The sequence below is a fragment of the Methanococcoides methylutens genome (genome assembly GCF_000765475.1).
Classification (GTDB): domain Archaea; phylum Halobacteriota; class Methanosarcinia; order Methanosarcinales; family Methanosarcinaceae; genus Methanococcoides; species Methanococcoides methylutens.
On the sequence record NZ_JRHO01000014.1, the window covers coordinates 784,743 to 811,500 of the forward strand.

Sequence of the window (26,758 nt, forward strand, 5' to 3'; positions counted from 1 at the left end):
TATTGAGAATCCATCACTTCGATAATCAAATTAAAAAAATAAAAAAGCACTTCGACAATATTATCGAAGTGCCACTTAGTTGATTTTAGAGCCTTCGTCTCCTGAAACCGATAGTAATGACAGCAACGGATAACACGACCAGCACGCTGCCTAAGATATCAGCACCGGAGAAGGATGTAGACGATGAGGCCGAATCACTTGTCACGGATTCTTTTGTCATTTCATATCCTTCAACGTAGTTGTCTGGTGTGCTTTGCTGTGAAGCATCTGCTGGCTGGTCAGTGGTAGTTCCATACCCCCCATTAACAGTGCTTGTGCTAGTGGTATTGACGATCGAAGCAGATGCAGTATTTCCGCTACTGCTGCTGCGGGTACTGGAAACTGATGATTGAGAATTACTCTGTGTGGCCTCTTCCATCAGTCTATTGTACTCGTCGATGGTCTCCTGGTCGACAACTCCAGGTACTGACATTATGCCCTGCACGTACTCATCAAGCAGAGCATTTCCACAGGTGTGGTGACAGCATGTTACACCATCATTGACCACCGATTCAACGTATTCCTTTACAAGGCTTTGTTTAACCTCTTCTGAAGCATCCCAGTAGTCCTTTCGAATGGTTTCGAGCATACGTGCAGTTATTGACTGATACTGATATGGATTTTCAGTCTTCAGGAATTCGTCCACTCCAATATCATACTTGTCCATAACATAGATATCGTATATCTCATCCCAATCAGAATCAGCGACCATATCCGGGTTCGTTACATCCCATCCCCACAGATATTCAATGGATTTCATCATCTGACGAGCACCTGCATAGTCACCTTCCATCATACCAGAGATCCATGTCGGGTTGAAGTTACGTGCACGCAATTCTGTCCTGAATGCCTCTTTCAGCGTCATCATCTGAAGGTCATCCGTATTTTCCTGATTGGCTATATACAATTCAGGCGTCTCACCTGTGAGTGACCTTATTGTAAGTCCGATCGATCCAAGATAACCGTAGTATCCATCACCGTCAAGTAGCCCGAACAGGTTTGTAGAGTCACTGTGTACAGCAGCATCAACATCCATCAGGTTCATTGTGAACACATCTTCATAACCTTCGCCCCACATATCCTGTCCATAGATGTAAGACGATGATGATATGAAGAGGTCGGCAAGTTTGGATTCATCTTCCCATGTATCACTTGCAGCAATCGCATCTTCCATTCCGTTGTCATAATTACCGGGTGCTTCACTGAATATCCTTGATCTTGACAGGTACTCTGCTGTTTCATTATCATAGCCCATATCAATGAGAGCAGCTTCCATTGCCAGTGAGTTACATCTTACATAGTTATCCTCACAGGACTCCCAATCGCGTTCTGCAACCGTTCGAATGGCCTCATCGATCAACTCCAGCTGATAGGGGAAAGTATCCCTGTACAGTCCTGAGGAGTGAATTACCACATCGATCCTTGGATGGTTCATATCCTCAATATCTATTACCGTAAAACCAGTAATACGCCCATCATCTCTTACGGGTTCTACTCCTAAAAGTGAATAGATCTGGGCTTCCATAAGTCCGTGATGGCGCAGTGTTTCCATAGCCCAGAGGACATACGACACCTTATTCGGGTAAGTTCCGTTATGATTGGTGTAGTAGTCCTCTACAAGCTGGTCTGCAAGGATGACACCCATTGCCTGGGTTTCCACATCAGGGAATTTCCTCTGGTCAAAGCCATAGAAGTTCCTGCCGGTTGGCAATGCATCCGGATTGCGTATCGGATCATTTCCTGGTGCCGGTTCAATGTATTCCGCATTCAGTGCATGCAATGTCTGGTTGATCTCACGCGTGGTCTGACCGAGCTTATCAGCATAATCCAACCCCAGAGTAAGATCGGCTGTAATGGTAGTATTATTAAGACCAAGGATATTGTCCTGAGCGGTCACAACATCCATACCATTGAGTACTGTGGCATTCAAAAGCTCAGTTGCATAAGTATCGGCTTCATCTTCCCAATCCTCTTCGTCTCCAGTATCCTTCGGGATCACATTATAGATATGGTTGACAAAATCACTGCGAAGCATTGATTTGACCATACAGACAAGTTTTTCTTCTTCCGGTGCCACTCCAAAAGTGTGGACACCGTAAGGCATCAGTGTTTCTTGTAATGTATGGAGATAATCATGGACTGCAGTACCTACAAATTCTCCAAATACCTCATCAGACATTGATCGGAGTTCATCCGGGGTGACTCCAAGATCATTTTCCATTGAGAGGTTTGTGTAAAGGTTGATTGTACTGTTGCGATAACTATCGGCCATAGTGCTGTTGGCTTTTATAGCGTCTTCGTAACTGTGTATCGTGTCATGCATGGTGGTAAGATCACCATAGATTCCTGCCGCCATTATCGGTGGGGTCAGGTGATCTATCATCACCGCATAACCACGGTGTTTAGCCTGACTGCCTTCACCCACATTATCCATTATGTAGGGATATATGATAGGTGTATCAGCCGCACATATTGAAGGGTAATCATACCTCCACAACCCGATCTCTTTTCCAGGTGACCATTCCATTGAACCGTGCGTACCAAAGTGGATGATGGCATCGGCATCATATACCTGGTTGATCCAGAAGTAAGCTGCCAGATACTGGTGAGTTAGCGGTATTGACTCATTGTGATATATGAGTGATTCATCAGAAAGCTTGGCTTTTGTTGGTTGTGGCATGAAGATGACATTTCCAAGCTGGACCGTTGGCATCACGAAGTATTCTCCGCTCTCGTTCTCATATACCATGATATCCCCAGGAGCCTCGCCCCATGTACCTTCAACTTCAGTCCTGACTGATTCAGGTAATGTATTATACCAGACAAGATATTCCTCGACCGGCCAAAGAGTTGCTTTGCCAGAGTTTACAACCTTCTCAAGTTCACCAGGAGCCCATGCTCCAACATTCCTGCTTTCGATGAAAAGGTCAATGAACTCACTGCCGTTTGGAATACTACCGTTGCCTATGTCGTAACCTTCTGCCCGCATTTGCTCAAGCAGCAATGTGAAACTTGATCCGATATCAAGGTAACTGGCACCAATATTTTCCTTACCACCGTCGTGGTTGTAATAGAGAATACTGACTTTCTTGTCCTCGTTGCTGGCCCCTCCAAGTTCTGCCCAACCGATCGCACGGTCACACAAGAATTCCACCTGCGACATGATAGGTTCGTAATATAACTGGTCAGGGTTTTCAGGATTCTGCACTCTTCCGCTTATCCATATGAAATCGGTGCACCCATCAACTTCAGGTTGTGTAACCATAGCAGGAAGACTCATCAGATCTGTTCCATGCAGGCTGTTGTTGAATTCCCCTGGTGTTGTGTATGGATCCTGTATTCCTTTAAGGATAGGAACATTGTATTTCTGAAGATATTCCACACCCTGTGTCTGATTCTCATAGTTAAGATAGAAAGCCTTCAAGTGGATAATAGCATCTACGAGTACTTCACCATCTTTGGTGAAATAATCAACATCATCATTGAATGCAACATCGGTGGTGTAGATAACATTGCATCCTTTCGATTCAAGATACCTGATTATTGCATCGTCGGTGGTGAAATAGATCTCTTCTTTTTGAATTTCATAGTTTACAATACCAATCGTGGATGCGGATTCATTATAACCATGATCAGCATACCACTCAAGATATTCTGTACTGTCTTGGAAAACCTTCGGATAATAGTCCGGATGATAGATCCCGTCATCAGGAATTACCGGAGGAGCTACAGGCGAGTATTCTATATAGACATCATCAATCTCTCCTCCCAAGTAACGAACCAGACTCTCCATGTTTGTGTTTCCGCCGATATCAAGATATTCCTTAATCACATCATGAGGAGGATTTTGCAGGTCGATCGTACCTATTCCATAGGCATCTCCCGTTCCAAAACCAATTTGCGCACCTTTATCCTTTGCATCAGATAATACTTCCGCCATCTTCAAGATATCAGTGGCACCGACCATATCAACTATTATAATGTCCTGATCTGAAGCATCAGTGAGGTTTGCAATTGCCTCGCTGCCGGTCATGACATTTATGTTGAAACGATCAGTGATCACGCCTCTCTGGGAAATAATAACGCTAAGAGATTGACGATTAGCGTCGACTCCGTTAATAAACGTTATATTCACTTTTTCCTGCAACAACCCAGGTTCAGCAATCTCCTCACCTTCCCAGAAACCGGAGAAATTCTGGCCCATGAATTTGAGCATGCTCTTCATGTTTGCGTCGCCACCCTGTATCCAGTATCGTTCAATGTCTGTGTATTCATCTGAATACAAGTCAACATTTGGAAGGGTGATGTTGGAGGAGAGGTTATAGCCTATGACCATTGCACCGCCTGTTTTAGCAGACTTTATGCTTGAGGTCCAATTATTTACTACAGCTTCATCCTCTGACTCGATGAAGATCATTCCATAATTCGAAAAATCGAATCCTTCTGGTACAGGATTATTCTTCGTGAAAATTTTGACATTTAACTCTGCAGATATATTCACATCCGAAGACGCATTATTTAGTGCCAGTTCATTGAACTCTGTACCCAGAACAAATACGAATTTACTACTATCTACATTTGTATTTCCAAGAATCGAAGTTCTCAGGAGTTCAGGACCATTTGTTGAAAGGTATATAAGCAGGTTCTCTGCGTTTTCCAGACCTTCTCCCCCAGTACCCATGTTCATGAAATAGTTACAGACAGGATCATTGGAAATACCGTCTGAAATGTAGTCCGGATAAGCAGGACAGGTTCCCATGGTCCTTAAGGCGTATATCTCTGCGCCATTAGCCTGTGCACTTATCAAGCTCTCACTGATTGAGGTAGCGTTTAAGATAGTGCTTCCAAGGTAATCACAGAAAATGACATCCTGAGTTTCCAAAAAACCGGATTCAGCAGCTTCACGAAGATCATCACTGATTCCATCATCAGCACTGGAATTATAGTAGTTGATATAATTGTACTCGATGAGATCGCTATAATCATTTGTCTCACTGGCCATCTCAAGAGCGTCATTTGGAACATAACTGATGTAAGTGACCTTTGTCACTTGTTCTTCTGCCGATACCACTGGCGAAAGCGCCAGCAAAACCAAAATACTTAAAATTAACAACTGATGTTTTATATTTCGCATATTATCCACCCGATGATGTGTAAGATATCCCGGCACTTTGCTTGGCGGCTGTTCTGGGATATCTCAAACTTTCATTATCCACACATTTTTATTTTATTTTCTTATTGCTCATTTCCACACACGTTTGGAATAATTGAATTATTAACCTGAATTATATTTCATTATAACATAGTTCTCAATCCCAGTAGTAATTAGAGCAATATATCGTAATACAAACACCACTGATTGTAATACGAAACTTTAGTAGCTAGAACAATATAGTATAAAAATATATGTAACCACATAACATACGTAAGTTCAAATACAAACAATTGTGTAATCAGCAATTCGTTAGATTTAATTGAAACTAATAGCAATCGACATCATGTCACACATATGAGTGGAAAACGTTCTCCTTTAGAAATGTATATACAATCAAAAAAGAGAACTTATTTAATTTGATTTTTTTATGCTTTAATTTTATTTATTTTTAAAGATGAATGAGCAAAAGCCAAATGTTGAATGATGATATGCATTCATAGCAAAAGTTCGATTTCAAAAAAGTAAAAAGTAGCCCTATCAAAATAGGAATATCTAAAGAAATTTATAGTCCCGCCCGGATTTGAACCGGGGTCCCAGGCTCCAAAGGCCTGAAGGATTGACCGCTACCCTACGGGACTTCACATCCTGCATATTGCACAATAATACTTATTTGTTGTGGAAAAATTTAAGATCATTTCTGGATGATAAGGGTCAGCACATCGCCATCTTCCAGATAGTGGTCAAGACCAGCTCGCTGGCCTGGGTGTTTGGCTGATGGACCCCATATCTGAGAATACCTGAACTTATCGCGGAAATCGCGGTGCAGGCGGTCACAAATATCACCTACTGTCACGCCGTTGGTCACGATCATTGGCTCATCCATGTCTGCGGGACCACCCTGTGGTTTCAGGTACACCCTAATGAAATCCAGGGTTTCGTAGATCAGGTCCTTGACGGCTTCAAGGTTCTTCTCCTCGTTGGCGGAAATGAATGTCGCATCAGGGAACTTTGCCTTGCAGAACTCAAGGATCTCCTCATCAGCCATGTCTACCTTATTGATGACGATCACAGCGGGGATGTACACCCTGTTGGCCATCACGCCATCGATAAGCTGATCCATGTTGATGTTGTCCCTGAGAAGCACATGGGCATTGTGTATCTTGTACTCGCCCAATATCGCCTTGATAAGGTCATCGGACATCTCAAGTTCCATGGTCGCACTGATGACCACGCCACCCCTGTCCATCCTCTTGATAGTAACATCAGGTTCTGACATATTGATCCTGATCCCGGCATCGTAAAGTTCCTGCATCAGCACCTTATGATGCTCGGTCTGGAACACATCCAGCAGGAAAAGCACAAGGTTTGAGTTCCTTACCACAGAGATTACCTCCTTACCACGGCCACGGCCGCTGGCTGCACCTCTGACCAGACCCGGCACATCCAGTATCTGGATCGTCGCGCCCTTATACTCCAGAACACCCGGGATCACGTCGAGGGTCGTGAACTCATACGCACCGACCTCGGAATTGGCACCGGTCAGCTTGTTCAGGAGGGTGGACTTACCCACAGAAGGGAATCCCACAAGTGCAACAGTAGCATCACCTGACTTCCTTACAGAATAACCCTCGCCGCCGGACTTGGCAGAAGCTCTCTTCTGCACATCTTCCCTCAGGCGTGCGAGTTTCGCCTTTAACTTACCGATGTGATGGGATGTTGCCTTATTATAGGGAGTCTTACGGATCTCGTCCTCGACTGCCTGGATATCTTCGTGTAAACTCATCTGCTCCCTACCATAACTTCAATATAAAAAAGATTTTCCTTAGGAGACCCGGAAATTACCTGTACACACCTTCAAAAAGGATAACTTCTACATCGCTTCCTTTCTTCAGCATCGGCACTTCCGCAGGAATCTCAATGAATCCATCCGCACCTGCAAGAGTGGTGATCGACGCGGAGGTCTTACTGACGGAGAAGACCTTGCCCCCTTCCACCCGGACAGCATGGAGCTCATGCCTGTTACCGGAATTGAGGTCCTCCTCTAAAACTCCGGCGATCTTCTGTTTCACCTGTTCCGAAGCTCCCAGGCATCTTCTTATAAGCGGCAGAAGAAACTCATAAAAAACCGTAAGCGAAGAAGTCGGATGACCCGGCAAAGCCACGATCGGAACCTCATCTATGATTCCCAGGATCACAGGTTTTCCCGGCTTGAAATTAAGCCCGTGTGCCAGCACCTCTCCTTTTTCCTCAATAATGCTATACATGAAATCATCAGGCCCGGCTGACGTACTGCCGGATGTGAGCACAAGGTCACATTCTGCAATTGCCCTGTCCACAACATCCCTGAACCCTTCCCTGTCGTCTTTCACAATACCATAGGAAACAGCATCCGCACCACAGTCCGTAACACTGGCATAAAGAGAATAGGAATTGCAGTCATAGATCTTGCCACTATCAAGAGGCTCTCCCGGAACAGTTAGCTCATTTCCGGTGGAAATTATACCAACCTTCATGGAACGGATATCCACATCCCTCTTTCCGATAGCTGCAAGCACACCTGCCTCACGTGCCCCTATACGTGTGCCTTTACGGAGCACACGCTCGTCCTTTGCAACATCAAGACCCGCATGTATCAGATATTGACCTGCCTTAGCAGCCACCTTTATGAGAACATTACCGTCCTGAAGTTCAGTGTCCTCCACCATCACCACTGCATCAGCACCTTCAGGTATAGGACCGCCAGTTGCGACCTCTACGGCCTCCATCTCATTCACACGATATTGCGAAAGCTGACCCACCGGGGAGAATCCGACCAGCCTTAAGGGAACCGGATCTTCCTTTGCTGAAAGCAAGTCCTCTGAACGCACAGCGTACCCGTCCCTTAAGGATTTATCGAAATCCGGGACAGCTATGGCTGAAATAACGTCCTCTGCAAGAACACGTCCTGTTGCAGTCTCAATCGGCATTGACCTTACATGAGTACGGACATCAATTCCTTCAAAAAGATTCCTGGCATCCTCAATGGAAAGCAGGTCCCGCAATATTTTCCGTGGCATTGTTAGTTCAAATTAAGAAAGAAAAAAGAATGATCGAAAAAGGATCATTCGAAGATCGGAGTACCTATGCTGCCGGTGACCTCTTCAAAAGCAGCGACTGCTACCTTGGTAATAGGACCAACAGAACCATCGCCGATAGGACGTCCGTCAAGCTTTGTGATAGGTGCAGCCTCTGCTGCGGTACCTGTGACGAAGATCTCATCTGCGGTGTACATGTCAAACAGGCCGAGGTTTCCGACAATGACCTCATAACCGCGCTCCTCGAGAAGCTCAATGGCAGTAGCCCTTGTGATACCCTTGAGGTTGTTGATGGTTGGCGGGGTGTAGACCTTGCCGTTCTTGATGACGAAGATGTTATCTCCGGAACCTTCAGAGACGAAACCGTTCTGGTCAAGGAAGATAGCCTCATCGCCACCCTTCGCGTTTGCCTCGATCTTTGCAAGGATGTTGTTCAGGTAGTTCAGTGACTTGATATTAGGGGACAATGCATCCGGTGCATTACGCCTGATCCCGACGGTAATTGCTTTGAGACCGACCTCATAGAGATCGCCATACATTGCACCCCATTCCTGTGAGACGATGTAGATGCTTGGCTTTGGGCACTTGCGCGGGTCAAGACCGAGGTCACCAATACCACGTGTAACGATAGGACGGATGTATGCATCGGTCAGATTGTTCTTCCTCAATGTCTCAAGGATAGCCTCGCTCATCTCTTCCTTTGAGATCGGGACCTCAAGAGCAATAGCCTTTGCAGAATCGTACAGCCTGTCAACATGCTCCTGAAGCTTGAAAACACGACCATTGTATGCCCTGATTCCCTCAAAGACACCGTCACCGTACAGGAAACCGTGGTCGTAGATAGAAACCGTTGCATTTTCCTTTGTGACAAACTCACCGTTGTAATAGATCAGTAATTCGCTCATATGAATCCTCTTTAATAATACCGGTTAAAGGTACGTTTTTCTAAATATTGTATTCCTGATGATATCTATGTTATATATGAATATTTGTACCAGTTGGAATACTGAGGAGAGTAAAAGTGCTACTTAAACAGTGAATTACAAAAAAGGAGAATAATTGGAAAGCCAGGGTCAGGGATGTTCCTGCTCAGTTGAACTTTTCATAGCCCGCTGTTCAGAATATTTCCTGAAGATCGATTCATACTCATACCATCCCATTACAAATATGACAATTGCAGCAGGAACCAGAACGAGCATATTCAGGGAGATATCAGAGAACAACGTCATCACTACAAAAATGAAGAGCATAAAACCGGTCTGGAATAAAGAACAGCCGATCGCTGCCTTTCTTGGTCCCTTGGTCAGTGCATAGACACCCCAGAACCTTAAATTCAGGATGTCCTTTAATGCAAGAGAAGAAGTGGTCTCTATGCCCTCCATTCCCTTCATGAATTGCTTCATCCTCATGTCTGAGATCGTTTTAGAATAAAACAGAGCCAGAAGCAAAATAATAATGAATCCAAAACTGCCGATCAGGGACTGCCCAAGAAGGATCAGCAGGGTTGAGGCGAACATTAGGAGACCAAAGATCGCCGGAAGGTAGCTGGTCTCCTCACTGGTTGCTTTTTTCAGATTGTAAAGTGTCATTAGTGCAAAGAAAATGAGCCCTGGAATGAGAATTGTTTGCATGATTATTTGGGCCTCTGTTGTTTATACCTGACATCAACAAGTACATTACACAAAAAAGTATTGAATGGATAAATTTGTTTTGCCATGTGTCCATATATTGAGACACAATCTTACATTTAACCATCAAATTAACCCGATAAAACTCTCCTGTACAAAAGGCTTTTATGTATAAACACCCATGTCGTATCTCATCCGCCCAGAATAACAATTTTGGGCCCGTGGCTTAGCCAGGATATAGCACCGGGCTTCTAACCCGGGGGTCGTGGGTTCAACTCCCACCGGGTCCGTTAGAATCAACAGATAGTCCTGATACGACTATCTTCTTTTTGTTTTTTTGAAATCAAACTTTTGAGATTCATCCATCCCAACATTCAATAGATATATTCTGACCATTAAAGATCAGTACACGAGCAAATTTATTTGCAAAATGAGGGATCATATTACATACCCTCGTTAATTTTTGAATCTGGAACTCACTTTTAATTAGAGCTCCAGCCGATTACAACTAAGACAACCTGTTTTATAAAAACCAAATTTTTTATTAATACGAGGTCTAATGCTTCGGTTTTAAAATATCATATAAGTAAGTATTTAGATAAATCCAAATGATAAATATAAATACGTGTAGAAATACTTAGTTAACCACACAAAAAATTGGGTTTGAAAGAAATGGGGAAATTTTTGAACATCGGGATGTTCTCCTGGGAGAGTTTACACTCGATAAAAGTAGGCGGTATAGCACCGCATGTTTCCGAACTTGCGGAAGCTCTTGCTGAGAAGGGAAATTCAGTCCACATATTTACCAGAAATTCAGGACTTGAAACATATGAGAAAGTGAATGGAGTTCACTACCATCGTGTGGACCATTCTCTTGACGGAGGCATTGTCCAGCAAATGGACAGTATGTGCGATTCAATGTACTCAAGATTCCTTGATGTTACCGGGGAATATGGTAAGTTCGATATGTTGCATGTCCATGACTGGCATCCTGTCAATGTGGTCTCAAGGATAAAACATGAATTTGGCATACCCTTTATGTTCACATACCACAGTACCGAATGGGGAAGAAACGGTAACGTACACGGGGACTGGTGGGAAGCCAGGGAAATATCCCACAGGGAATGGAAAGCCGGCTATGAATCTGTAAAGGTAATATCCACCTCACAACAACTTACAGATGAGATCAAGTTCCTGTACCAGATACCCGATGAGAAGATATCCATCATTCCAAACGGCATCTTCCATGGGAAGATCAAGAAGGACGTTGACCCCGGTGAAGTGAAACAAAGATTAGGGATACATCCTCTTGCACCAGTTGTACTGTTCATAGGACGAATGAGCTACCAGAAAGGACCCGACTTACTTGTTGAAGCGGTTCCAAAAGTGTTGGACCATCGCTGGGACACTCAGTTTGTCTTTATAGGCGAAGGTGAAATGCGCCCCCACTGTGAATATCTTGCAAATGCAGAAAATGTTTCAGATAGATGCCATTTCCTGGGATATACAGATGATGAAACAGCCAGGGACTGGTTCAATGCATGCGATATCCTCTGTGTCCCAAGCAGGAATGAACCTTTTGGAATAGTCGTTCTTGAGGGTTGGGATGCTGAAAGGAACATCGTTGCAACAGATGCTGTCCAGACAATAGACAATTTCGTTGACGGAGTACTTGTATACAAGAATCCAGAGTCTATTTCATGGGGATTAAATTACGTGCTTGATGACCTCTCCAATGACAGCCTTAGAGAAACAGGTAAAGAGCTCATCGAAACAAAATTCAACTGGCACACAATCGCAGAAAAGACAATTGAAGCGTACAATTTGGATGAACAAAATGATTGGGTACCTGAGAAGACACTTGGAAAAGCAAAACCATTTTGGTGGAAAATTGATAGTGACCTCAACCTTTTCATAAGCAGAGAATTTAGTTCACCAAATGGTAAGGTCAAAGTTGATAAACTCATCATGAAGGATGAATTGAGTAAATTAGATACTTATATGACAGATGACAATTGGAAAGATCTGTCAAATAACGTATCAAGATTAAGGAACGGGACCGAAAAAGAAGGAATTGGGAAATTCCTTTATCATGATCTTAATTGGACTCAGACAGAATCTCAGTTATCAAGTCACATCGGATCAATATTCCATCAGGCCGGTGTTTGGGAATACAATGGAAAAAAGAGAGGGATCCAATTTAGAAAAGTAGCAGGCGATTGGCACAAGCTGATGAAATGCTACTATGGAGAATGCATTAAAGAACTTGGTGAAACAGACCAATATAATAGCGTTGATCTTAAGTGATCAACGCTTAAGATCCCAACTCATCATTTTACATATTAATCAGATGCTTTGCCCATTTCATCCCTTCAACCATTCATTTTCATTAATGTTCTTTCCGATACATTTCATGCACCCGGATCTGCCAGATTTTAAAGACGGAAAAAGTTATTCCTAAGTCTTTTTTGAACTTTTATTTTGCTTTATGTTAGCGTCGCATTTTAATGAAAAGGAAAAGGAAAGGAAAAATATCAAATTTAGCTGATGTTTGCACTCATTTTCTCCAGGGTATCGACCTCAGGCGAATAGTGCTTATTATTGCCCATCTTAACCCTTCTTGAGATCTCAATTTCCATCTGTCTCATGAAATCATCCACGGTATTACCCATGAGAATTATGGGAAGTCCCTTCTTTTCCATCTCATCGAGGACCAGGGATACATCATCACTTGCACTGAACTGCCGCGTTGGTGCTTTGAGATTCCTTACGAACGGATCAGTTGTGCGCCCACCAACGAGAACCTCATCGATATAGCCTTTCTCAAAAAGATGGTTCAGGTAATTCACAAAGGAGAAGGACCTACCCCTGCGCTCATCCCTAAGGTATACAAACGGAAGTATCTTGTTCTTCCCGGCAAGCTGCTGGCGTATCATCTCGGTGCTTTCCACATCGTTGACCTCGGCGGCATTGAAGATAGTACAACCTTCAAGTTCCATCCACCGGGGCTGCATGGCTTTTAGATAGGAATCAAGCTCCTCGAACGGTATCGGCCCACTGCCAACCTCATCGAGAACGTAATTTAAAGAATGTACAGTTTCAGAACCCAGAAGACCCCTGTGCTCTTCGGGGACCTCCACATTCCTGACAGTAGCCCCGCGCTTTTCGATCTCTTTTTTCATGTAATCCTGCAAAACCTCATTCTGCTCACAATTGATAACAACAGTACCTTTAGGGATTGAACGGGCAAATGCTCTTGCGATCTCACTTTTATCCCTGCCAAGTGTGGAGAGGTGGTCCTGTCTCACATTGGTGACCACCACGATATGTGGTTTTACAAAGACATCGTTGACCATCCTTGTGGTATATTCGGTGATCGCCTGATTTTCAAAGATAGCAACATCCTTCCTTTCATCAGGAGTATAGGACTCAATGACAGGTATGAACTCCTGATACCCATGGATGTTCTCATAAAGCGTTACATTTGAACCCATTCTTTCGATAGGTATCGAAAATCCGTTGACGATAAGATGAGGACGGTTTCCTGTCACCTTTGCCAGTGTATTATATCCACGCCTTGTGAAGATCTCAGAAAGACGATGAACAGTGGAAGATTTACCCCGGATACCCACCACATCAATGCGCGTATCTGTCAGATCCAGAAGTTCACGGTGTTTGCGACCTCTTTTTAGGAAACAATTAAAGCAACCAAAGGGCCCGTGTTTCTCGATCTTGAGAGTCAGCAGATCATCGCTTTCATCCATTACGAATACCTTGACCGCCCCAACCATATCCCTAAGTAGTTCCTTGCGCATCTCTTTGGCATCTTCGTGGACATCGAAGTGCCTTGCACTGCATGCAACGGTATTGCCACTACAGAATGTCAGGTGCCAGTCTATAGCATCCGCATTTTCAATTTCCATTGAAGGAATTTCATCAAGAGGTATATCCTGGTATGCGTCTATTCCCGCAAGTCTTGCAGCCATTGCACGTACACGGTCGACCTCCCTCCAGGCCTCGGAGGAACTGGAGAACATCTTCCCGCTGTAAGCAAGCATCTCCTCCTTGTTCCGCAATCTCCAGGTCCATCCACCGGACTTATTGTATATCTCATAGATTGCACGTTTCATTCGTCTTCCTCCGAGAACAGTGAAGCATTCCAGACATGTTCGTCCAGCGGTTTGCGTATCCAGTTGTACTTTACAAATGCAATGGAAATAGCAGCACCCAGCACCACTACAAGCAACTGGACAAGCCCGAACTCATGGAACATACCCTGTGGCTGCCCTTCTCCAAGAGCTCTTGCAAGGACTATAAGCGGTGCCAGCAAAGATAACTGCAGAGGCACGAACAATTTCCGCTCTGCAGGAGGTGTAACATGAAGGTTATATGCATTTAATCCCGCGATCAATCCAAGAAAGAAGATCGACAGCCCACGCGACACCGGGAAGATGAACACTAATGGAATCGTCAACAGCAGGGAAATACAGGTCCCAAGCCCGATCAGGTTCCTTCCATAGATCAAAGTTGCCTTCTGAATCAGACTTATACCAATAAAGGAAGCAAAAAGATTGATAAAATAAAGTGCAAAGAACCACTTGTTTTCAATTGAGAATATCGCAAGGATAGCCATTGAGACCACACCCACGCGTATCCCGGAGACCTTCCTGACAAACTCTGAAAGTACCAGGGAGACCATGAAAAGGATAAATGCAGAAAAACGATCGATTATCGCAGGTGCGGGATAAGTACCCACAGCCGCATTCTTCAGAAGAGCCAGATCAGATGTCGGGCTGAAAAGGATCGCAGGTGTTAGCATGCCTATAGCATCGCTGATGGCAGGGGTCACAAGGACCCACGCAATTGCCAGAAGTCCGGCGAATATACCGACAGATGCCATTGCATCATGCAGCCTGTATTCCGGTTTGATCCTGGAATAATTATAAGCTGCAAGCCCCGGAAGGATGCTTCCAAAGAACACAACATCAGTAAGATCATAACCTACCCCTTTCATAAAAAAGAGAGCCACAACAGGCAATACAGAGCCAAGCAACAGTGTTGCAACAAGTTCATCCCTTCCATAAATCATGGTCTTCTTCTGCAAATAACGAAGTCCCACATATGCAATTATAGCACCTGCAAGGAACAAAGGCAGCATAAGGAAATTCTTGCACGTATAAACAGCAAGGACCGGTACAACTATAACTCCTCCAAGACGATACCCGTAAAATTGGGTGAAGATAATGACCGAGAGAACACCAATAACCCCAAGTAACACTGCGATAAGCATAATAAATAGATGATTTCGGATATATATATTAAGTCTGGTATGTAAGTTGCAAAAAGAAATTTGGTCAGATATATCCTCTTTTACAAATTAGCTTTTTAATGAGAACACAGATCTGAACTTTCATCAACCACCCTCTCAGCCCTGATAAAGCTTCCTTTGATACCGAGATTCTTCCCATCATACCATGTCCCAAATACACGTACAGTGTCATCCATTGAGACAAGACAGATCCCCGGATAGACCACAATAACTAAACCTTTCTGAGTCCTGATCGTGAAAACACTCTCATATTTGCTGAATATCTTTCCCAGTACGATGCCTATGGGAATTCCAACAAAGAAATTTGCTTTCTCGTAGATCCTCGAATCAGCCAGTACCTTCCCCTCAAATTCTTCCTGAGCAGGAGAGGTCTTTGACAACTTTGGCCCCCCCATATCCCGGACAGGGACCAATAAAATGATAATAACCAATAAAGCCAGGAGAACTCCTGAGAGCAACTGACCTATGTAGTAGCAATAAAGCAGTATCACCAGTCCTATTAATACCCCAGCGATAATTCGATCCCTATAATTAGTATCCATTGAATCACCTGAACCCATTATTCGTACACACCCTCACCGGTCACTACATGCCCTTTTACAGTTACCCAACCATCCTGTCCCCCGGTAAGTTCTGTAGAGATACGGTCATTGTAACCATTGTAGCTCCAGCCATACACCCACCACTGGTTCAGACCTTCCATTCTCACTGAGATCTGTACATTGGTATCAGAACCTGTTTCATAATCCGCATAGATACGACTCTCATATTCATACAACTGAGTATGCTCTCCACGGGATACGGGATGTGCAGGATCATCAATTGCTACCTCCAGACCATACTTTGGAGCTAATATCGCCTCGCTCCCAAAAGGATACCTGGTATTTATTTCCGGCTCCACCTCCAGATTCATCCCGAAGCCGAACAACTCCAGCACCGGACTTTCGTCCGAATATTCACCAGAGGTCATCCACTCATCTGCAACATCAGGATCATTCACAGGATCATCTTCAGGGACAGCAACCGGATACGAATGATAGGTCGGCACGATCTCATCTGCAGTAATACTGAGCATCGGACCGTACTCCGTATCTACAAGACTGAAATTCCACCCCTCTGGCATATTATGAAGATTCTCAGAGATTAAACTTTCAGCTACCTTCGACCTGTTCTCAAAGACAGGAACCGGCAGGTAAAATGTAACATTTTCCAGTGTAGAACTGGTAGCGATCACTACGCCATACTCATAGTCACTTCTGTAACTATCCTCATAGGATTTTTCACCGCTGTAAATTCCTATGGCACCAATTATGACCAGCACTAGAACGAAAAACAAAACAACTCCGATCCCCAATTTTCTAAACCAGTTCATAAGCGATCACCAGAAATATGATATTCTTTTTAATAATCAAATGCTAACGAAGGGTTCGATATGATAAGCCGTTTTACTTCTCCCACAGGCAACATATACCCATAGACCTCATCCAGCTTTGGGTTTGACACATCAACACCGTATATCTCAAGATATCGTTGCCTTGCATCCGCTTCGATCACGATCATTTCCTCTTCGCTAATGACCATTTCATAGTCTACCCCTTCCACCATACCTTCAGGAGACTCACCATCCTCAGTTACAAGTAACCTCACATCACTATTCAGCACAGTACCCTCCAGATAATGAGGTAGTTCCCCCTTTGCAAACTTTATGTCGTTCTCAGTTACGTTGAATTCAGAATAAAGCTCATCCAATTCCTCATCAGTATAACTTATATCCGCTGACATACCACCATTTTCACCATGATCTACCCCAACAGCCAGAATAACAATAGAGCACAATGAAACAACCACCAGAACTGCTGCCAATATTTTCCTCATATGACCCACACCTTAACGATCCATGTGTATGCTTGGGCAGCTGACCCAAAAAACGGCTGCCCGAATGTTAACATCAATTCATCGACCCTGCGACCTCCAACATCTCATCCTTGTCAAGGGAAGCGGTTATCACCAGCTCAATATCATCCACATCCCATCGAAGCATTTTATTTCCATAAACCTCAACAAAGTCCCCGGGAGAGCCATTGACATCAACACTCTCGGAACCAGGGAACTCCGTTGGTCCGGGGAAACCGGCTTCATAGAATATTTCAGTAATATGCAACTGGGAGTCACCATTAATGTAAACCAGAGTGACCCTTTGCAGGACCTGACTCCCGGATGCGAACTCGCTGTTATCGAACAGTGATGCATGATCGAACTCGTAGCCCTCAGGGACATATGATGGGAGGAGAATATCAAAATCTGCTTTTTCCTGTGCTTCCTCCAAGGTTATATCCTCAGGAAGAGCAAACTCGTTCATGTCAAGGGTGCTAACTTCTGCACCCTCGGGGATCTCGAACTCGAATACTTCATCTGAAATACCGGTATTCACCTGCAAATTGCGAACCTCTACTGAAATAATTACGTTTCCATCGGTATCATACATGTCGTACTTCAGCGGCATCCATGTCTCTTCATCGACCCAGACCTTGATATTCCCGGTAAATGGCCCTGCAGATGATACTTCCTCTTTTGGCTCAAGGTTCATTATGAAAGTGTTCCTGCCTTCGATATTTTCCATTCCGGAAAAAGAGACATCGCTTTCATTAAGGAACTGTGCAATGAGACCAGCATAACTTATTTCCTGATCCAGATCGAGATCCGGCATTTCCATTATAAAGACCGAGTTTTGCCCGGGATCATATGTCCACATGGTCTCTCCATTGGAAACGACAATTGTACCTGCCTGTTCTGCAGGCTGTTTAGTGACCGACCTCATCTTCTCTTTTTTCTGGATCATATCCTGCTCCATCACGGATTCCTGACCCATGAGTGACATTGTCAGATACAAAGTGAATGAGGAGTCTTCAATAAGGTCATTTTTCTGTTGCATTTTTTCTGCGATCTCTTCTGCTGAGACCTGATCATCCACGCACCCTGCAGATAAAAATGCAGAAAATATCAAAAGGAGAACAAACAAAACTTTGGTTCTTGCCATATTACGTATCATTTCAATTCACGACCACCATTCTCACGGAAGGTTTATGTTTGATATCCACAATGCAGATAAACATAATAAAAGTTTTGCATTTATGACAAAATTGTTTTATCAAAGCACCCCATTTCAAAAGACAGAAGCCCGGAGAAGAGAGATTATGCAGAGAAAAGAAGGAAAAGTATTAGGCATAACCGGAGGACTCCTAGCGATTATCGCAGGAGCATATATGTTCGCAGTTACAGTCGGTGGCCTCCAAATAGGAGGATGGGGAATTATATACGGAGTACCTTCAGTATTTGGGATTTCTGACCCCGAGCTTATCATGTCCGCATTTTGCTTAATGATAATGCTCTTCGGAGCAATGGGGATAGCAGGAGGGATATATGCCGAAAAAGATCAGCTGATTGCAGGCATATTGATGATCATACCGGCTATCTTCGGATTTGCATTGCTGAGCGTGATGTGGGCACCTGTCGCTGCCATGCTTATTCTGGGAGGGATAATGACAATACGTTCAGGCAAATGAATTCTTGCCTGATGGGAGGAGGGTCAATATTTTCCCGTCAGTTTGGCAATCGCCCTGTGTACGCCATGGATGCTCAGATCACTGCCTAAGTACATCATGGGACACCTGCCTGTAAAACATTGATGTTCAGCACATAGCTCCCTTACAGCAGGCGTGTCGGTCCTCCAGTGGATCCAGGTATTGACAACACCTTTGTCAAAGAGTTGCTTCATAGTATCGGCAGGTTCCATGGTGGTCAGACCTATCACCGCATTCTCAATACCATCAGGGACTTCCCCTACGGACTTGATGGCATCAAACTCCGGCCTATTGGAAAGATCAACATAATAGACGCTTTTACCACGTTTTTTCAGCTCATTGACTGCCCACTTGATCGCAGGTTTTGTTTTGTCGTCCACTACGACATACTCATCTGCATTCCAGAACTCCGAATAATCCAATCCCATATTAGCACTCCCTTGATATCGGAAAATAATTTTACTATAATAAAATGTAATTAACTACTTAAAATAATCTTATACTTCGTCCTTTAAAATACCTTCTATTTGCTCTTTAGTCAGATTCACACCCCGGAATTTGCCTAATATTATACAGATATATCCGAAAAGTGCAAAATATCTTGATCCGAACAATTTCCTCCAGTGGAAATAGGGGGGTTTATGCGGACATACATCCTTATTCTCATTAATGGATAGTGCTTTCCTAATTGAATAGTCGTTTTAGTAACATATGGTAGTTTTAAAGATAATGATGGAGTACAAATATAGCATATGCAAACAACTACCCCTCTATTAAAGCAAAAAAGAGGAAAGAATTTGAACCAGATAAAAGAGTTCTTCAAACGAGACAAATTTGCAGAATACATCAACGCCGAGCTTCTGGAAGTCTCAGAAGGATATGCAAAAGCAAAAATGGACATTCAGGAACACCACCTCAATGGCGTAGGCATCGTACAGGGCGGAGCAACATTTACCCTTGCAGACTTCACTTTTGCAGCTGCTGCCAACTCCCATGGGACAGTTGCAGTTGCAATAAATGCAACAATATCTTTCGTGACAGCTGCAACCTCAGGAACACTGATAGCCGAAGCACGAGAAACCTCAAAGAACCCGAAGATAGCAACCTATACCATCGAAGTTACCGATGACAACAGCAATACAATTGCCATCTTCCAGGGAATGGTATACAGGAAAAAACAGACATTAGAGTCATTTATTGATCAGGCGTAAGGATTCGACCTCACCTTTTTCCGGATGTTCGAGCCCAAGCAGGAATTCCTTCAGCATCCGGTGATCATCCACAATTTTGTCAGCATTGATGATGCTCTCTTTACTGACATAAGTAGGCACACCCACACAGAACATACCGGCCCTGTTCGCAGCCTCCACACCCATTGGTGCATTCTCCACCACAAGGCAATCACTCCGGTCAACATTCAACATCTCAGCAACTTTAAGGAAAGGGTCAGGTGCAGGTTTTCCATTTTCTACATCCTCGCCACTGAGAACAATGTCAAAAATACCATCAAACAATCTCCCAATAACATCATGCACGATATTCCTGTCGGCACCCGAGACCACTGAAAGCATGAAACGCTCCCTCAATATCGGAAGGCAATCATCAATTTCCCTGAACGACTTCAACACAAGTATCCTTGCAAACTCTGCCCTGTATCTTTTAATCAGGCCATCGACATCAAAATCAAGAGGATCGATACCTTCCTTCTCAAGCAGGAAACTGACGATCTCTACGGTCTTTGACCCTTCCTTGTCATAGATGTCCTGTTTGTCCATATTGATACCCAATTCATCAAAGATATGCTGCATAGCCTCGGTGTGATAGGACATAGAGTCCACCAGTACACCATCCATGTCAAATATCAAAACTTTTAGCACAAATTACACCCTTTAAAATGAATAGATTCCAAACGCTCAACATACTAAGATGAAGGGAGCTATAACACAGGTTATTGATATAGCTTATTAAAATAAGCTATTCTCATAACGTGACAACAAAAAACTTACACTAAAAATACGAATATACCTGCAACGTCTGCAGATACAATTTCCCATCCAGTTATTTTAACCTGATCTCTTTCTCATGCTTGTGGAGGGCCATCTCGATATTGGACTTGAGGTCCTGTTCCTTGAACGGCTTTGAGATGTAACCATAGGGCTCGGCGAGTTTCGCCCTCTCAAGGGTCTTATCATCAGTATATGCTGTAAGGAAGATCACCGGAATATCGAATTTTTCCCTGATCTTTTCAGCTGCCTCGATGCCATCCATCTCGCCTCTGAGCATTACGTCCATCAGCACAAGATCAGGATAGAACAGATCCGCTTTTATAATAGCATCCTCTCCTGAAGGAGCCGTGCCAACTACGGAATATCCCATCATTTCAAGCTTGTTCTTTATGCTTAAAGCAACGATATTCTCATCCTCGACGACTAAAATATTTGCCTGTTTCATCTTGTGACCTTCAGATCCTATTTTTTTCATTGAATATTATTGTGAAAGCTGTTCCGCAATTTCGATCCATATCAATAGTTCCCCCTATCTGATCGACCAGCGTTTTCAAAAGCTGTAAACCCAATGAAGTGCTTTTCTTATAATCAATTCCCTCAGGGAACCCTACACCATTATCACTCACGAATAGTATAAATTTATTTTCATCCCCATGCTTTAGATCAATACAGATCTTCCCCGACATTCCCTCAAAAGCATGTTTCAAAGAATTGGTCACTAATTCATTTATGATTATCCCAAGAGGGATTGCCGTATCCATGCTCAAAAAGATATCCTCGACACGAAGTTCCAGTTCAATATCCTTATCAAGAGAATATGAACTGATAAGCTCAGCTGAGAGCTTCTGGATATAATCAGCAAAATTAATGCTTTCCATATCTGTTGACTGGTAAAGTTCCTCATGGATCAACGACATCGACATAACGCGACTCCTGCTCTCCATAAAAGCCTGAACCACAGAAGAATCATCAAACTCCATAGAACAAAGATCGAGCAAACTGCAGATTATCTGAAGGTTGTTCTTGATACGATGATGTATCTCCTTTTTGCGCATCGCTTCGACCTCCATCAACGCCTTTTCTGCGTTCTTGCGCTCAGTGAGATCATGGATTGTGACAATTATGCGCTCCTTACCTCCGATCATAGCCGATCTTGCCATGACCTCGGTCCAGAACAGCTCACCATTCTTCCTCTTTCCCTGCCATTCAGCATTTGCAAACCCATTTTCAGATGCAGTATCGATAAGCCACATGATCTTTTCCAATGAATAGAGAGCCTTTCCCTGCTTAATATCCTCAGCAGTCCTTCCAAGCACTTCTTCCCTGGAATAGCCTGCCATCTCACAACCCCTGTCATTGATATCAAGCATCTTGTAATTCTCCTTTTCATGGATAGTTATACCATCAAGTGAACCATTGAAAACGACACGATAGGTTTCCTCAGAACTTTTCAGGGCTTCCTCTGTGTTCCTGAACTCGGTCACATCCTCACCAGAACATAACATGCCTGTGATAACACCTTCATCATCTTTCAGAACCACAGTATGCCATGCAATGATCCGTACATCCCCGGCGCCAGTGACAATGCTACTCTCAGAATATTCCATGACATTAGTGTCGCCAGCCATTATTTTAGGGAAAGCTTTGCGCCCCTGAAAACTGAACTCTTCTGAAAACCCCAGATCATACCATTTCTTCCCGAGGAGCTCGGACTCAGGAAGACCGAACATCCTGCACCCCTTCCTATTTATAGAGATCACCGTCTGATCCCGATCAACTGCAAAAATGATTACACCTGCTATATTCAGGTAATTCTGGAGCTTGTCCTTTTCCATTTTTAGCATAAGTTCTGCACGTTCCCGATCGGAGATATCCCTGCATATGCTAAAATAGGCATCTTTTCCATTCCATTTGCCAGGAGTTACTTTCACTTCAACCGGAATGGAAAACCTGTCTTTTGTGAGTATGGGAATTGAAAAGGAAGCATGGTTTTTCTAATGCACTTCCTCAATGGCCTTTATGACCTCACCGTGATATTTTTTGGAATGCAAACCCATAGGACCTAATTTGCAGAACTCTTCCAGCGTATAGCCCAGCCTATCAAGGGTCTTTTTGTTGGCATCGATGATATTACCCTCTATATCTAGCACAAAAAAAAGGTCTTCAATACTTTCGAACAGGGTCTGCAGATCCTTTTGCCTTTTTTCCAGTTTCATTTCGGACCGGATCCTTGCGATGAAACCACCTATCTGTACAGCAATGGCCTCCAGAGAATCCTTGATTTCAGAAGGTAGTATATCATGGCTATGTGAAGCAACGTTCAAACTGGCCACCACTTTACCACCGTATGTTATCGGAAGAATCCCACACCCAAGCATACCTTTTGTGAACGGATCAGAAGGGATCTTATCCGTAAACTCAAAACAAGCCCCATACAAAGGCAAACCTTTTTCGAGGACAGCATGCTGAGGAGAATCTGACCCATAATGGGAATTTCTGCGAATGAATTCCTCTGAAAGGTTCTTCTGCATTACAAGATAGATCTCATCAGTATCCTCATCGACAAAATATATGCCACCACAATCAATAACCCCTATGTTAAGGGTCGTTTCAAGCAAAAGTTCAAGGTTTGTGAGCAGATTGCTACTGGAACACAAGGCAATGCCTATATCTCGCTGGATACGCAGCAACCTATCCGACACAGGAGCATTTACATCAACCCCTTTTACAGGTTCATTTTCAGATTCGTACATGCTAACTCCCAAAAGAAAAACGCAGATATTGAATATTAAGTTACTTGACTGCTTATAAATAAACCTTGATTTCTCCCGAGGGAAATGAATTATTAATAGAAAACCATTATAATTCTCCGTGATACTATGCCAGAAAACGTTGAAGCAAATCCGATAACTTCATGGAATCCGCAAAGCAAGCATCCGAATATCTCTGAAACAGCATACATACACCCACAGGCAATGGTCATCGGGGCAGTTTCCATCGGTGAAAAAGTGATGGTTGCGCCCTACGCATCTGTAAGGGGAGATGAGGGACTGGACATCAGGATCGATGATCACAGTAATGTCCAGGACGCAGTTGTCCTTCACGGTCGTCAGACCATTGACCAGAATGGCAACCCGATAAAGGAGAACCAGGTGGAAGTCGACGGGGAGAACTATTCTATCTACATAGGAAAGCGTGTATCCCTTGCCCACCAGGCACAGGTTCACGGACCAGCTGTTGTTTTCGACGGTGTGTTCATAGGTATGCAGACATTTGTCTTTAAGGCAACAATTGGAAAGAACTCAGTACTTGAACCAAAGGCCTGCGTGATCGGCGCGAATGTCCCGGAGAACAGATACGTCCCTGCAGGAGTTACCATCACATCCCAGGAAGATGCAGACAAACTGCCTGAAATATACGAAGGATACACATTCAAGAACACCAACCGGGAGGTTGTCGAAGTAAACGTAGAGCTGGCAGATGGATACAACCAGAGGAAATAAAATAAGGATCAGGACCCGCTCACGTACGGGTAACCCTCTGCTTTCCATTTGTTGATACCACCCAGCATGTTGTAAACATCGGCATATCCGGCATCAACAAGAATGTTGCTTGCTGTGACACTTCTCGCACCCGTCCGACAGTAGACCAGTATCGTTTCATCCCTTGAGACCTCGTCCAGCCGTGAGCCAAGTTCGTTAACATTAATGTTCACAGCACCTTCGATGTGCTCAGTTTCGAACTCATTGACAGTACGGACATCCAGCAGGAAAACTTCCCCGGAATCTATCATTTTTTTTGCTTCCTGTACCGATACATCCGTGTATCCTGCGGTTCTATCGACCTCGACCACCTGATCTGATGTAGCCGGTTTAGCACAACCTAAAATGAAACAGGAAATTACCAGAATTGCAAGAACCAGTACAATTTTCTCAGAGATCATATTCATTCATCCTCCATTCTGCAAAAATATTCGCCTTCAAGAGCGAACTGGCCATAAACATAGCATTCTTTACAGAGACAGCCCGCTTTTTCAGGAACAGGTAACTTGTTACCCCTTGCACAGAACATATACCCTTCTCCAGGGGATGATGGACAATGTTTACAATTGCAGGCTTTGGAATGATGAAATGAAGGGCATATCCCAAAGTATTTCCCGCCGATCTTTTCTCCTTCAATATCAGACATAATTGATTCCCATAAAATATAGGGAATAACTTCCCTTTATCTTTATCTGAGAACCATTTGTGCGATCAGACCGAGGTGGTCCTCATGGAAAGGTGCAAGATCCTGCTTTTTTATGATCTGGAACTTAGTATCAAATTCCTTTTCAAGCTTCTTTACTTCTTCTTTGAACACCTTTGCGGGATTGGCAACAGTATCAATACTCCTCGCCTTGATAGACAGGAGAAGGTGACCCTCATTCTTCAGAAATTGTCCGCAGTTCACTGACGCGATCTGTGCCTGGTTGGGCTGTGCCACATCCTGGAAGACCACGTCGACCTGTTCAACGATATGTGCATAGGAAGCAGGATGATTAGCATCTGCAAGGATCGGGATTATGTTCGGCCTTGTATCGCATAGCTGTATCAGTTCCCTCATGGTGCGAGGGGAGAATTCCACAGCATAAACCAGACCATCGGTGACAATATCAGAAACGTGGCTCACAGTGGTTCCGGAGGCTGCACCCAGATACAGGACATGGGAATCCCTTTTGATGGGAATGGTCATCTTCTTGAGAACCATGGCAGCAAGCTTGCTCCTGCGTGCATCCCAGATGCGGTACTCGTCCCCTTCCGCCTCTACGAGTCTTTCACCGTAGACAGCTGAACCGGGTACTGCATTCTTTGTACCGATGAACCTCTTGCCACTCTTCTGTACTTCGAAAATACCATCTGAAAGTTCTTTTGCAGCCATTTAACGCCTGCCCCCTGAATTCATGTTCCCTTTAGCCTTACCCCGACCTTTCCCGGAAGGTTTCTCCCTTGCAGGAGGCTTTGGATTGGAACTTTTTATTGAGTTTACCTTCTTCTCAAGACCGACCTTTATAGCAGGACTCAGTTCTCCTGAATACACATCTGTGCGGCAGGCAAGACTGATCTTTGCAGCCAGTGCACGTGCGATCTTACCCCTCTGCCACCAGGGAGAGTTCTTGATGAGTGGATGATTGAATATCAGGCCATGCTTCGGCGAAGGAGCACGGGACCTGAGATGCTTGAAAAGTGCCCGGCTGGCACCCATTACCTGGACCGTGCTGGAGGGGAGTTGTGAGAGTCTCTCAAGACCGCCTGTCATACTGATCAGGCGTGCGCCGATGAGAGGACCTGCAATATTGGTAAGGTTGGGAGCGATCTCTTCCATGTTCCGGAGAATGCTTTCCTCGATACTGTGCCGGTTATCATACATATCACATATGTTCGAAGCGAACTGCTTCACAAGTTCCTCATCAGCAGGAGGAAGTTCGGCACCCATGGAGGATGAAGCCTTTTCGAACATCGCGTCATCAACAGGTATGTTGGAACGTGCACCATGCTCTTTTACGAATCTTGCAAGCTGCTCTGAACTGAATCCCAGTTCCGGGAAATGCAATCCATACCACTCAGACAGGCGCTCGGACAGTGCATTTGCTGCATCATCAATGTCACCCAGTGCTTCAACTGCCTGAATGATACGCATGTCCGGTGTGTTGGTGCGGGAAATACGTAATTTTCCTGCACGTATGCTCACATCGCGAAGCAGGGAATCGTATTCCCGATCATCTTCCACAAAATAGAAGGAGATCGCCGGAGCGCGGATGTCGAACCCTGCTTCGGGGGGGTGTGCACCTGCAACATTCCGTTGAAGCAGACCTTCTGCAAGCTCCTCGACGTCCTTATTGAAAAGTTCGCAATCAACAACAACATTATCCTCAAGGGTTAGGACCCCATACCATGTAATGATCTTCAA

The 26,758-nt window shown here is 44.1% G+C and carries 24 protein-coding genes and 2 tRNA genes; 5 read left to right on the plus strand and 21 right to left on the minus strand.

All coding sequences use genetic code 11. The features are described from left to right. Nucleotides 1–85: 85 nt before the first annotated feature. The 6 genes from LI82_RS11065 to LI82_RS11090 all read right to left on the minus strand — a co-directional run bounded on the left by LI82_RS11065 (nt 86) and on the right by LI82_RS11090 (nt 9,857). Entirely contained in the window at nt 86–5,173 is a 5,088-nt protein-coding gene (locus tag LI82_RS11065) for a cobaltochelatase subunit CobN (protein ID WP_048195763.1), read from the minus strand. A 586-nt stretch (nt 5,174–5,759) separates the two neighbouring features. Continuing rightward, nucleotides 5,760–5,832, minus strand: a tRNA-Gln gene (locus LI82_RS11070). Between the two features lie 53 nt (nt 5,833–5,885). After that, a complete protein-coding gene (locus tag LI82_RS11075) occupies nt 5,886–6,977 on the minus strand; it encodes an OBG GTPase family GTP-binding protein (protein ID WP_048195764.1) in 1,092 nt (363 codons plus the stop codon). 55 nt (nt 6,978–7,032) lie between these two features. Next, entirely contained in the window at nt 7,033–8,250 is a 1,218-nt protein-coding gene (locus tag LI82_RS11080) for a molybdopterin molybdotransferase MoeA (protein WP_048196292.1), read from the minus strand. Nucleotides 8,251–8,294: 44 nt separating this feature from the next. Further along, nucleotides 8,295–9,173, minus strand: coding sequence for a branched-chain-amino-acid transaminase (gene ilvE, locus LI82_RS11085; RefSeq protein WP_048195766.1), 879 nt, complete (start codon nt 9,171–9,173; stop codon nt 8,295–8,297). 168 nt (nt 9,174–9,341) lie between these two features. Next, a complete protein-coding gene (locus LI82_RS11090) occupies nt 9,342–9,857 on the minus strand; it encodes a hypothetical protein (protein WP_135607265.1) in 516 nt (171 codons plus the stop codon). A 254-nt stretch (nt 9,858–10,111) separates the two neighbouring features. On the opposite strand from LI82_RS11090, the gene LI82_RS11095 reads away from it, so the two are divergent. Further along, nucleotides 10,112–10,186: transfer RNA gene (locus tag LI82_RS11095), tRNA-Arg, on the plus strand. A gap of 394 nt (nt 10,187–10,580) precedes the next feature. After that, complete coding sequence (locus LI82_RS11100) at nt 10,581–12,203, plus strand: glycosyltransferase family 4 protein (RefSeq protein WP_330217384.1); 1,623 nt, start codon at nt 10,581–10,583, stop codon at nt 12,201–12,203. 233 nt (nt 12,204–12,436) lie between these two features. Here the strand turns inward: LI82_RS11100 and LI82_RS11105 are convergent, their stop codons facing one another. The 6 genes from LI82_RS11105 to LI82_RS11130 form a co-directional block, all read right to left on the minus strand. Next, nucleotides 12,437–14,026: a Mur ligase family protein gene (locus tag LI82_RS11105; protein WP_135607264.1), complete on the minus strand. Its 1,590-nt coding sequence runs from the start codon at nt 14,024–14,026 to the stop codon at nt 12,437–12,439. Beyond that, a complete protein-coding gene (locus LI82_RS11110) occupies nt 14,023–15,186 on the minus strand; it encodes a poly-gamma-glutamate biosynthesis protein PgsC/CapC (RefSeq protein WP_048195770.1) in 1,164 nt (387 codons plus the stop codon). The genes LI82_RS11105 and LI82_RS11110 overlap by 4 nt, the downstream gene beginning before the upstream one ends. Nucleotides 15,187–15,281: 95 nt before the next feature. Further along, nucleotides 15,282–15,767, minus strand: a complete 486-nt coding sequence (locus LI82_RS11115) for a hypothetical protein (RefSeq protein WP_135607263.1) — start codon at nt 15,765–15,767, stop codon at nt 15,282–15,284. 17 nt (nt 15,768–15,784) lie between these two features. Next, nucleotides 15,785–16,597, minus strand: a complete 813-nt coding sequence (locus LI82_RS11120) for a hypothetical protein (RefSeq protein WP_048195772.1) — start codon at nt 16,595–16,597, stop codon at nt 15,785–15,787. A 29-nt stretch (nt 16,598–16,626) separates the two neighbouring features. Next, complete coding sequence (locus tag LI82_RS11125; RefSeq protein WP_048195774.1) at nt 16,627–17,100, minus strand: hypothetical protein; 474 nt, start codon at nt 17,098–17,100, stop codon at nt 16,627–16,629. A gap of 73 nt (nt 17,101–17,173) precedes the next feature. Next, nucleotides 17,174–18,274, minus strand: coding sequence for an outer membrane lipoprotein-sorting protein (locus tag LI82_RS11130; protein WP_048195777.1), 1,101 nt, complete (start codon nt 18,272–18,274; stop codon nt 17,174–17,176). A 145-nt stretch (nt 18,275–18,419) separates the two neighbouring features. Here LI82_RS11130 and LI82_RS11135 point away from each other — a divergent pair, with 145 nt between their 5' ends. Next, nucleotides 18,420–18,788: a hypothetical protein gene (locus LI82_RS11135; RefSeq protein ID WP_135607262.1), complete on the plus strand. Its 369-nt coding sequence runs from the start codon at nt 18,420–18,422 to the stop codon at nt 18,786–18,788. A 23-nt stretch (nt 18,789–18,811) separates the two neighbouring features. On the opposite strand, the gene LI82_RS11140 is transcribed toward LI82_RS11135, so the two are convergent. Then, nucleotides 18,812–19,234: a Rossmann-fold NAD(P)-binding domain-containing protein gene (locus LI82_RS11140; RefSeq protein ID WP_048195781.1), complete on the minus strand. Its 423-nt coding sequence runs from the start codon at nt 19,232–19,234 to the stop codon at nt 18,812–18,814. Between the two features lie 369 nt (nt 19,235–19,603). Between LI82_RS11140 and LI82_RS11145 the strand changes: the two genes are divergently transcribed. Beyond that, nucleotides 19,604–20,017, plus strand: a complete 414-nt coding sequence (locus LI82_RS11145) for a PaaI family thioesterase (RefSeq protein WP_135607261.1) — start codon at nt 19,604–19,606, stop codon at nt 20,015–20,017. Here LI82_RS11145 and LI82_RS11150 read toward each other — a convergent pair. The 4 genes from LI82_RS11150 to LI82_RS11165 all read right to left on the minus strand — a co-directional run bounded on the left by LI82_RS11150 (nt 19,997) and on the right by LI82_RS11165 (nt 23,565). Beyond that, nucleotides 19,997–20,683, minus strand: a complete 687-nt coding sequence (locus LI82_RS11150; RefSeq protein ID WP_048195786.1) for an HAD family hydrolase — start codon at nt 20,681–20,683, stop codon at nt 19,997–19,999. The two genes, LI82_RS11145 and LI82_RS11150, sit on opposite strands and share 21 nt — an antisense overlap. 181 nt (nt 20,684–20,864) lie before the next feature. Further along, the gene (locus tag LI82_RS11155; RefSeq protein ID WP_048196299.1) at nt 20,865–21,257 is read right to left on the minus strand and encodes a response regulator; all 393 of its coding nucleotides are present in this window, start codon (nt 21,255–21,257) and stop codon (nt 20,865–20,867) included. Nucleotides 21,258–21,267: 10 nt separating this feature from the next. Further along, nucleotides 21,268–22,743, minus strand: coding sequence for a sensor histidine kinase (locus LI82_RS12605; RefSeq protein ID WP_052402912.1), 1,476 nt, complete (start codon nt 22,741–22,743; stop codon nt 21,268–21,270). 63 nt (nt 22,744–22,806) lie between these two features. Continuing rightward, entirely contained in the window at nt 22,807–23,565 is a 759-nt protein-coding gene (locus tag LI82_RS11165; protein WP_048195787.1) for a PAS domain S-box protein, read from the minus strand. A gap of 126 nt (nt 23,566–23,691) precedes the next feature. Between LI82_RS11165 and LI82_RS11170 the strand changes: the two genes are divergently transcribed. Continuing rightward, the gene (locus LI82_RS11170; protein WP_048195789.1) at nt 23,692–24,315 is read left to right on the plus strand and encodes an LbetaH domain-containing protein; all 624 of its coding nucleotides are present in this window, start codon (nt 23,692–23,694) and stop codon (nt 24,313–24,315) included. Nucleotides 24,316–24,323: 8 nt separating this feature from the next. On the opposite strand, the gene LI82_RS11175 is transcribed toward LI82_RS11170, so the two are convergent. From LI82_RS11175 to LI82_RS11190, 4 genes are read right to left on the minus strand one after another with little or no spacing between them, the layout of a single operon-like run. Beyond that, nucleotides 24,324–24,755: a rhodanese-like domain-containing protein gene (locus LI82_RS11175; protein ID WP_135607260.1), complete on the minus strand. Its 432-nt coding sequence runs from the start codon at nt 24,753–24,755 to the stop codon at nt 24,324–24,326. A 2-nt stretch (nt 24,756–24,757) separates the two neighbouring features. Then, complete coding sequence (locus tag LI82_RS11180) at nt 24,758–25,000, minus strand: DUF2769 domain-containing protein (RefSeq protein WP_048195791.1); 243 nt, start codon at nt 24,998–25,000, stop codon at nt 24,758–24,760. Between the two features lie 42 nt (nt 25,001–25,042). After that, on the minus strand, nt 25,043–25,729 hold the full coding sequence (locus tag LI82_RS11185) for a fibrillarin-like rRNA/tRNA 2'-O-methyltransferase (RefSeq protein ID WP_048195793.1): 687 nt from the start codon (nt 25,727–25,729) through the stop codon (nt 25,043–25,045). Beyond that, entirely contained in the window at nt 25,730–26,758 is a 1,029-nt protein-coding gene (locus LI82_RS11190; RefSeq protein WP_048195794.1) for an NOP5/NOP56 family protein, read from the minus strand.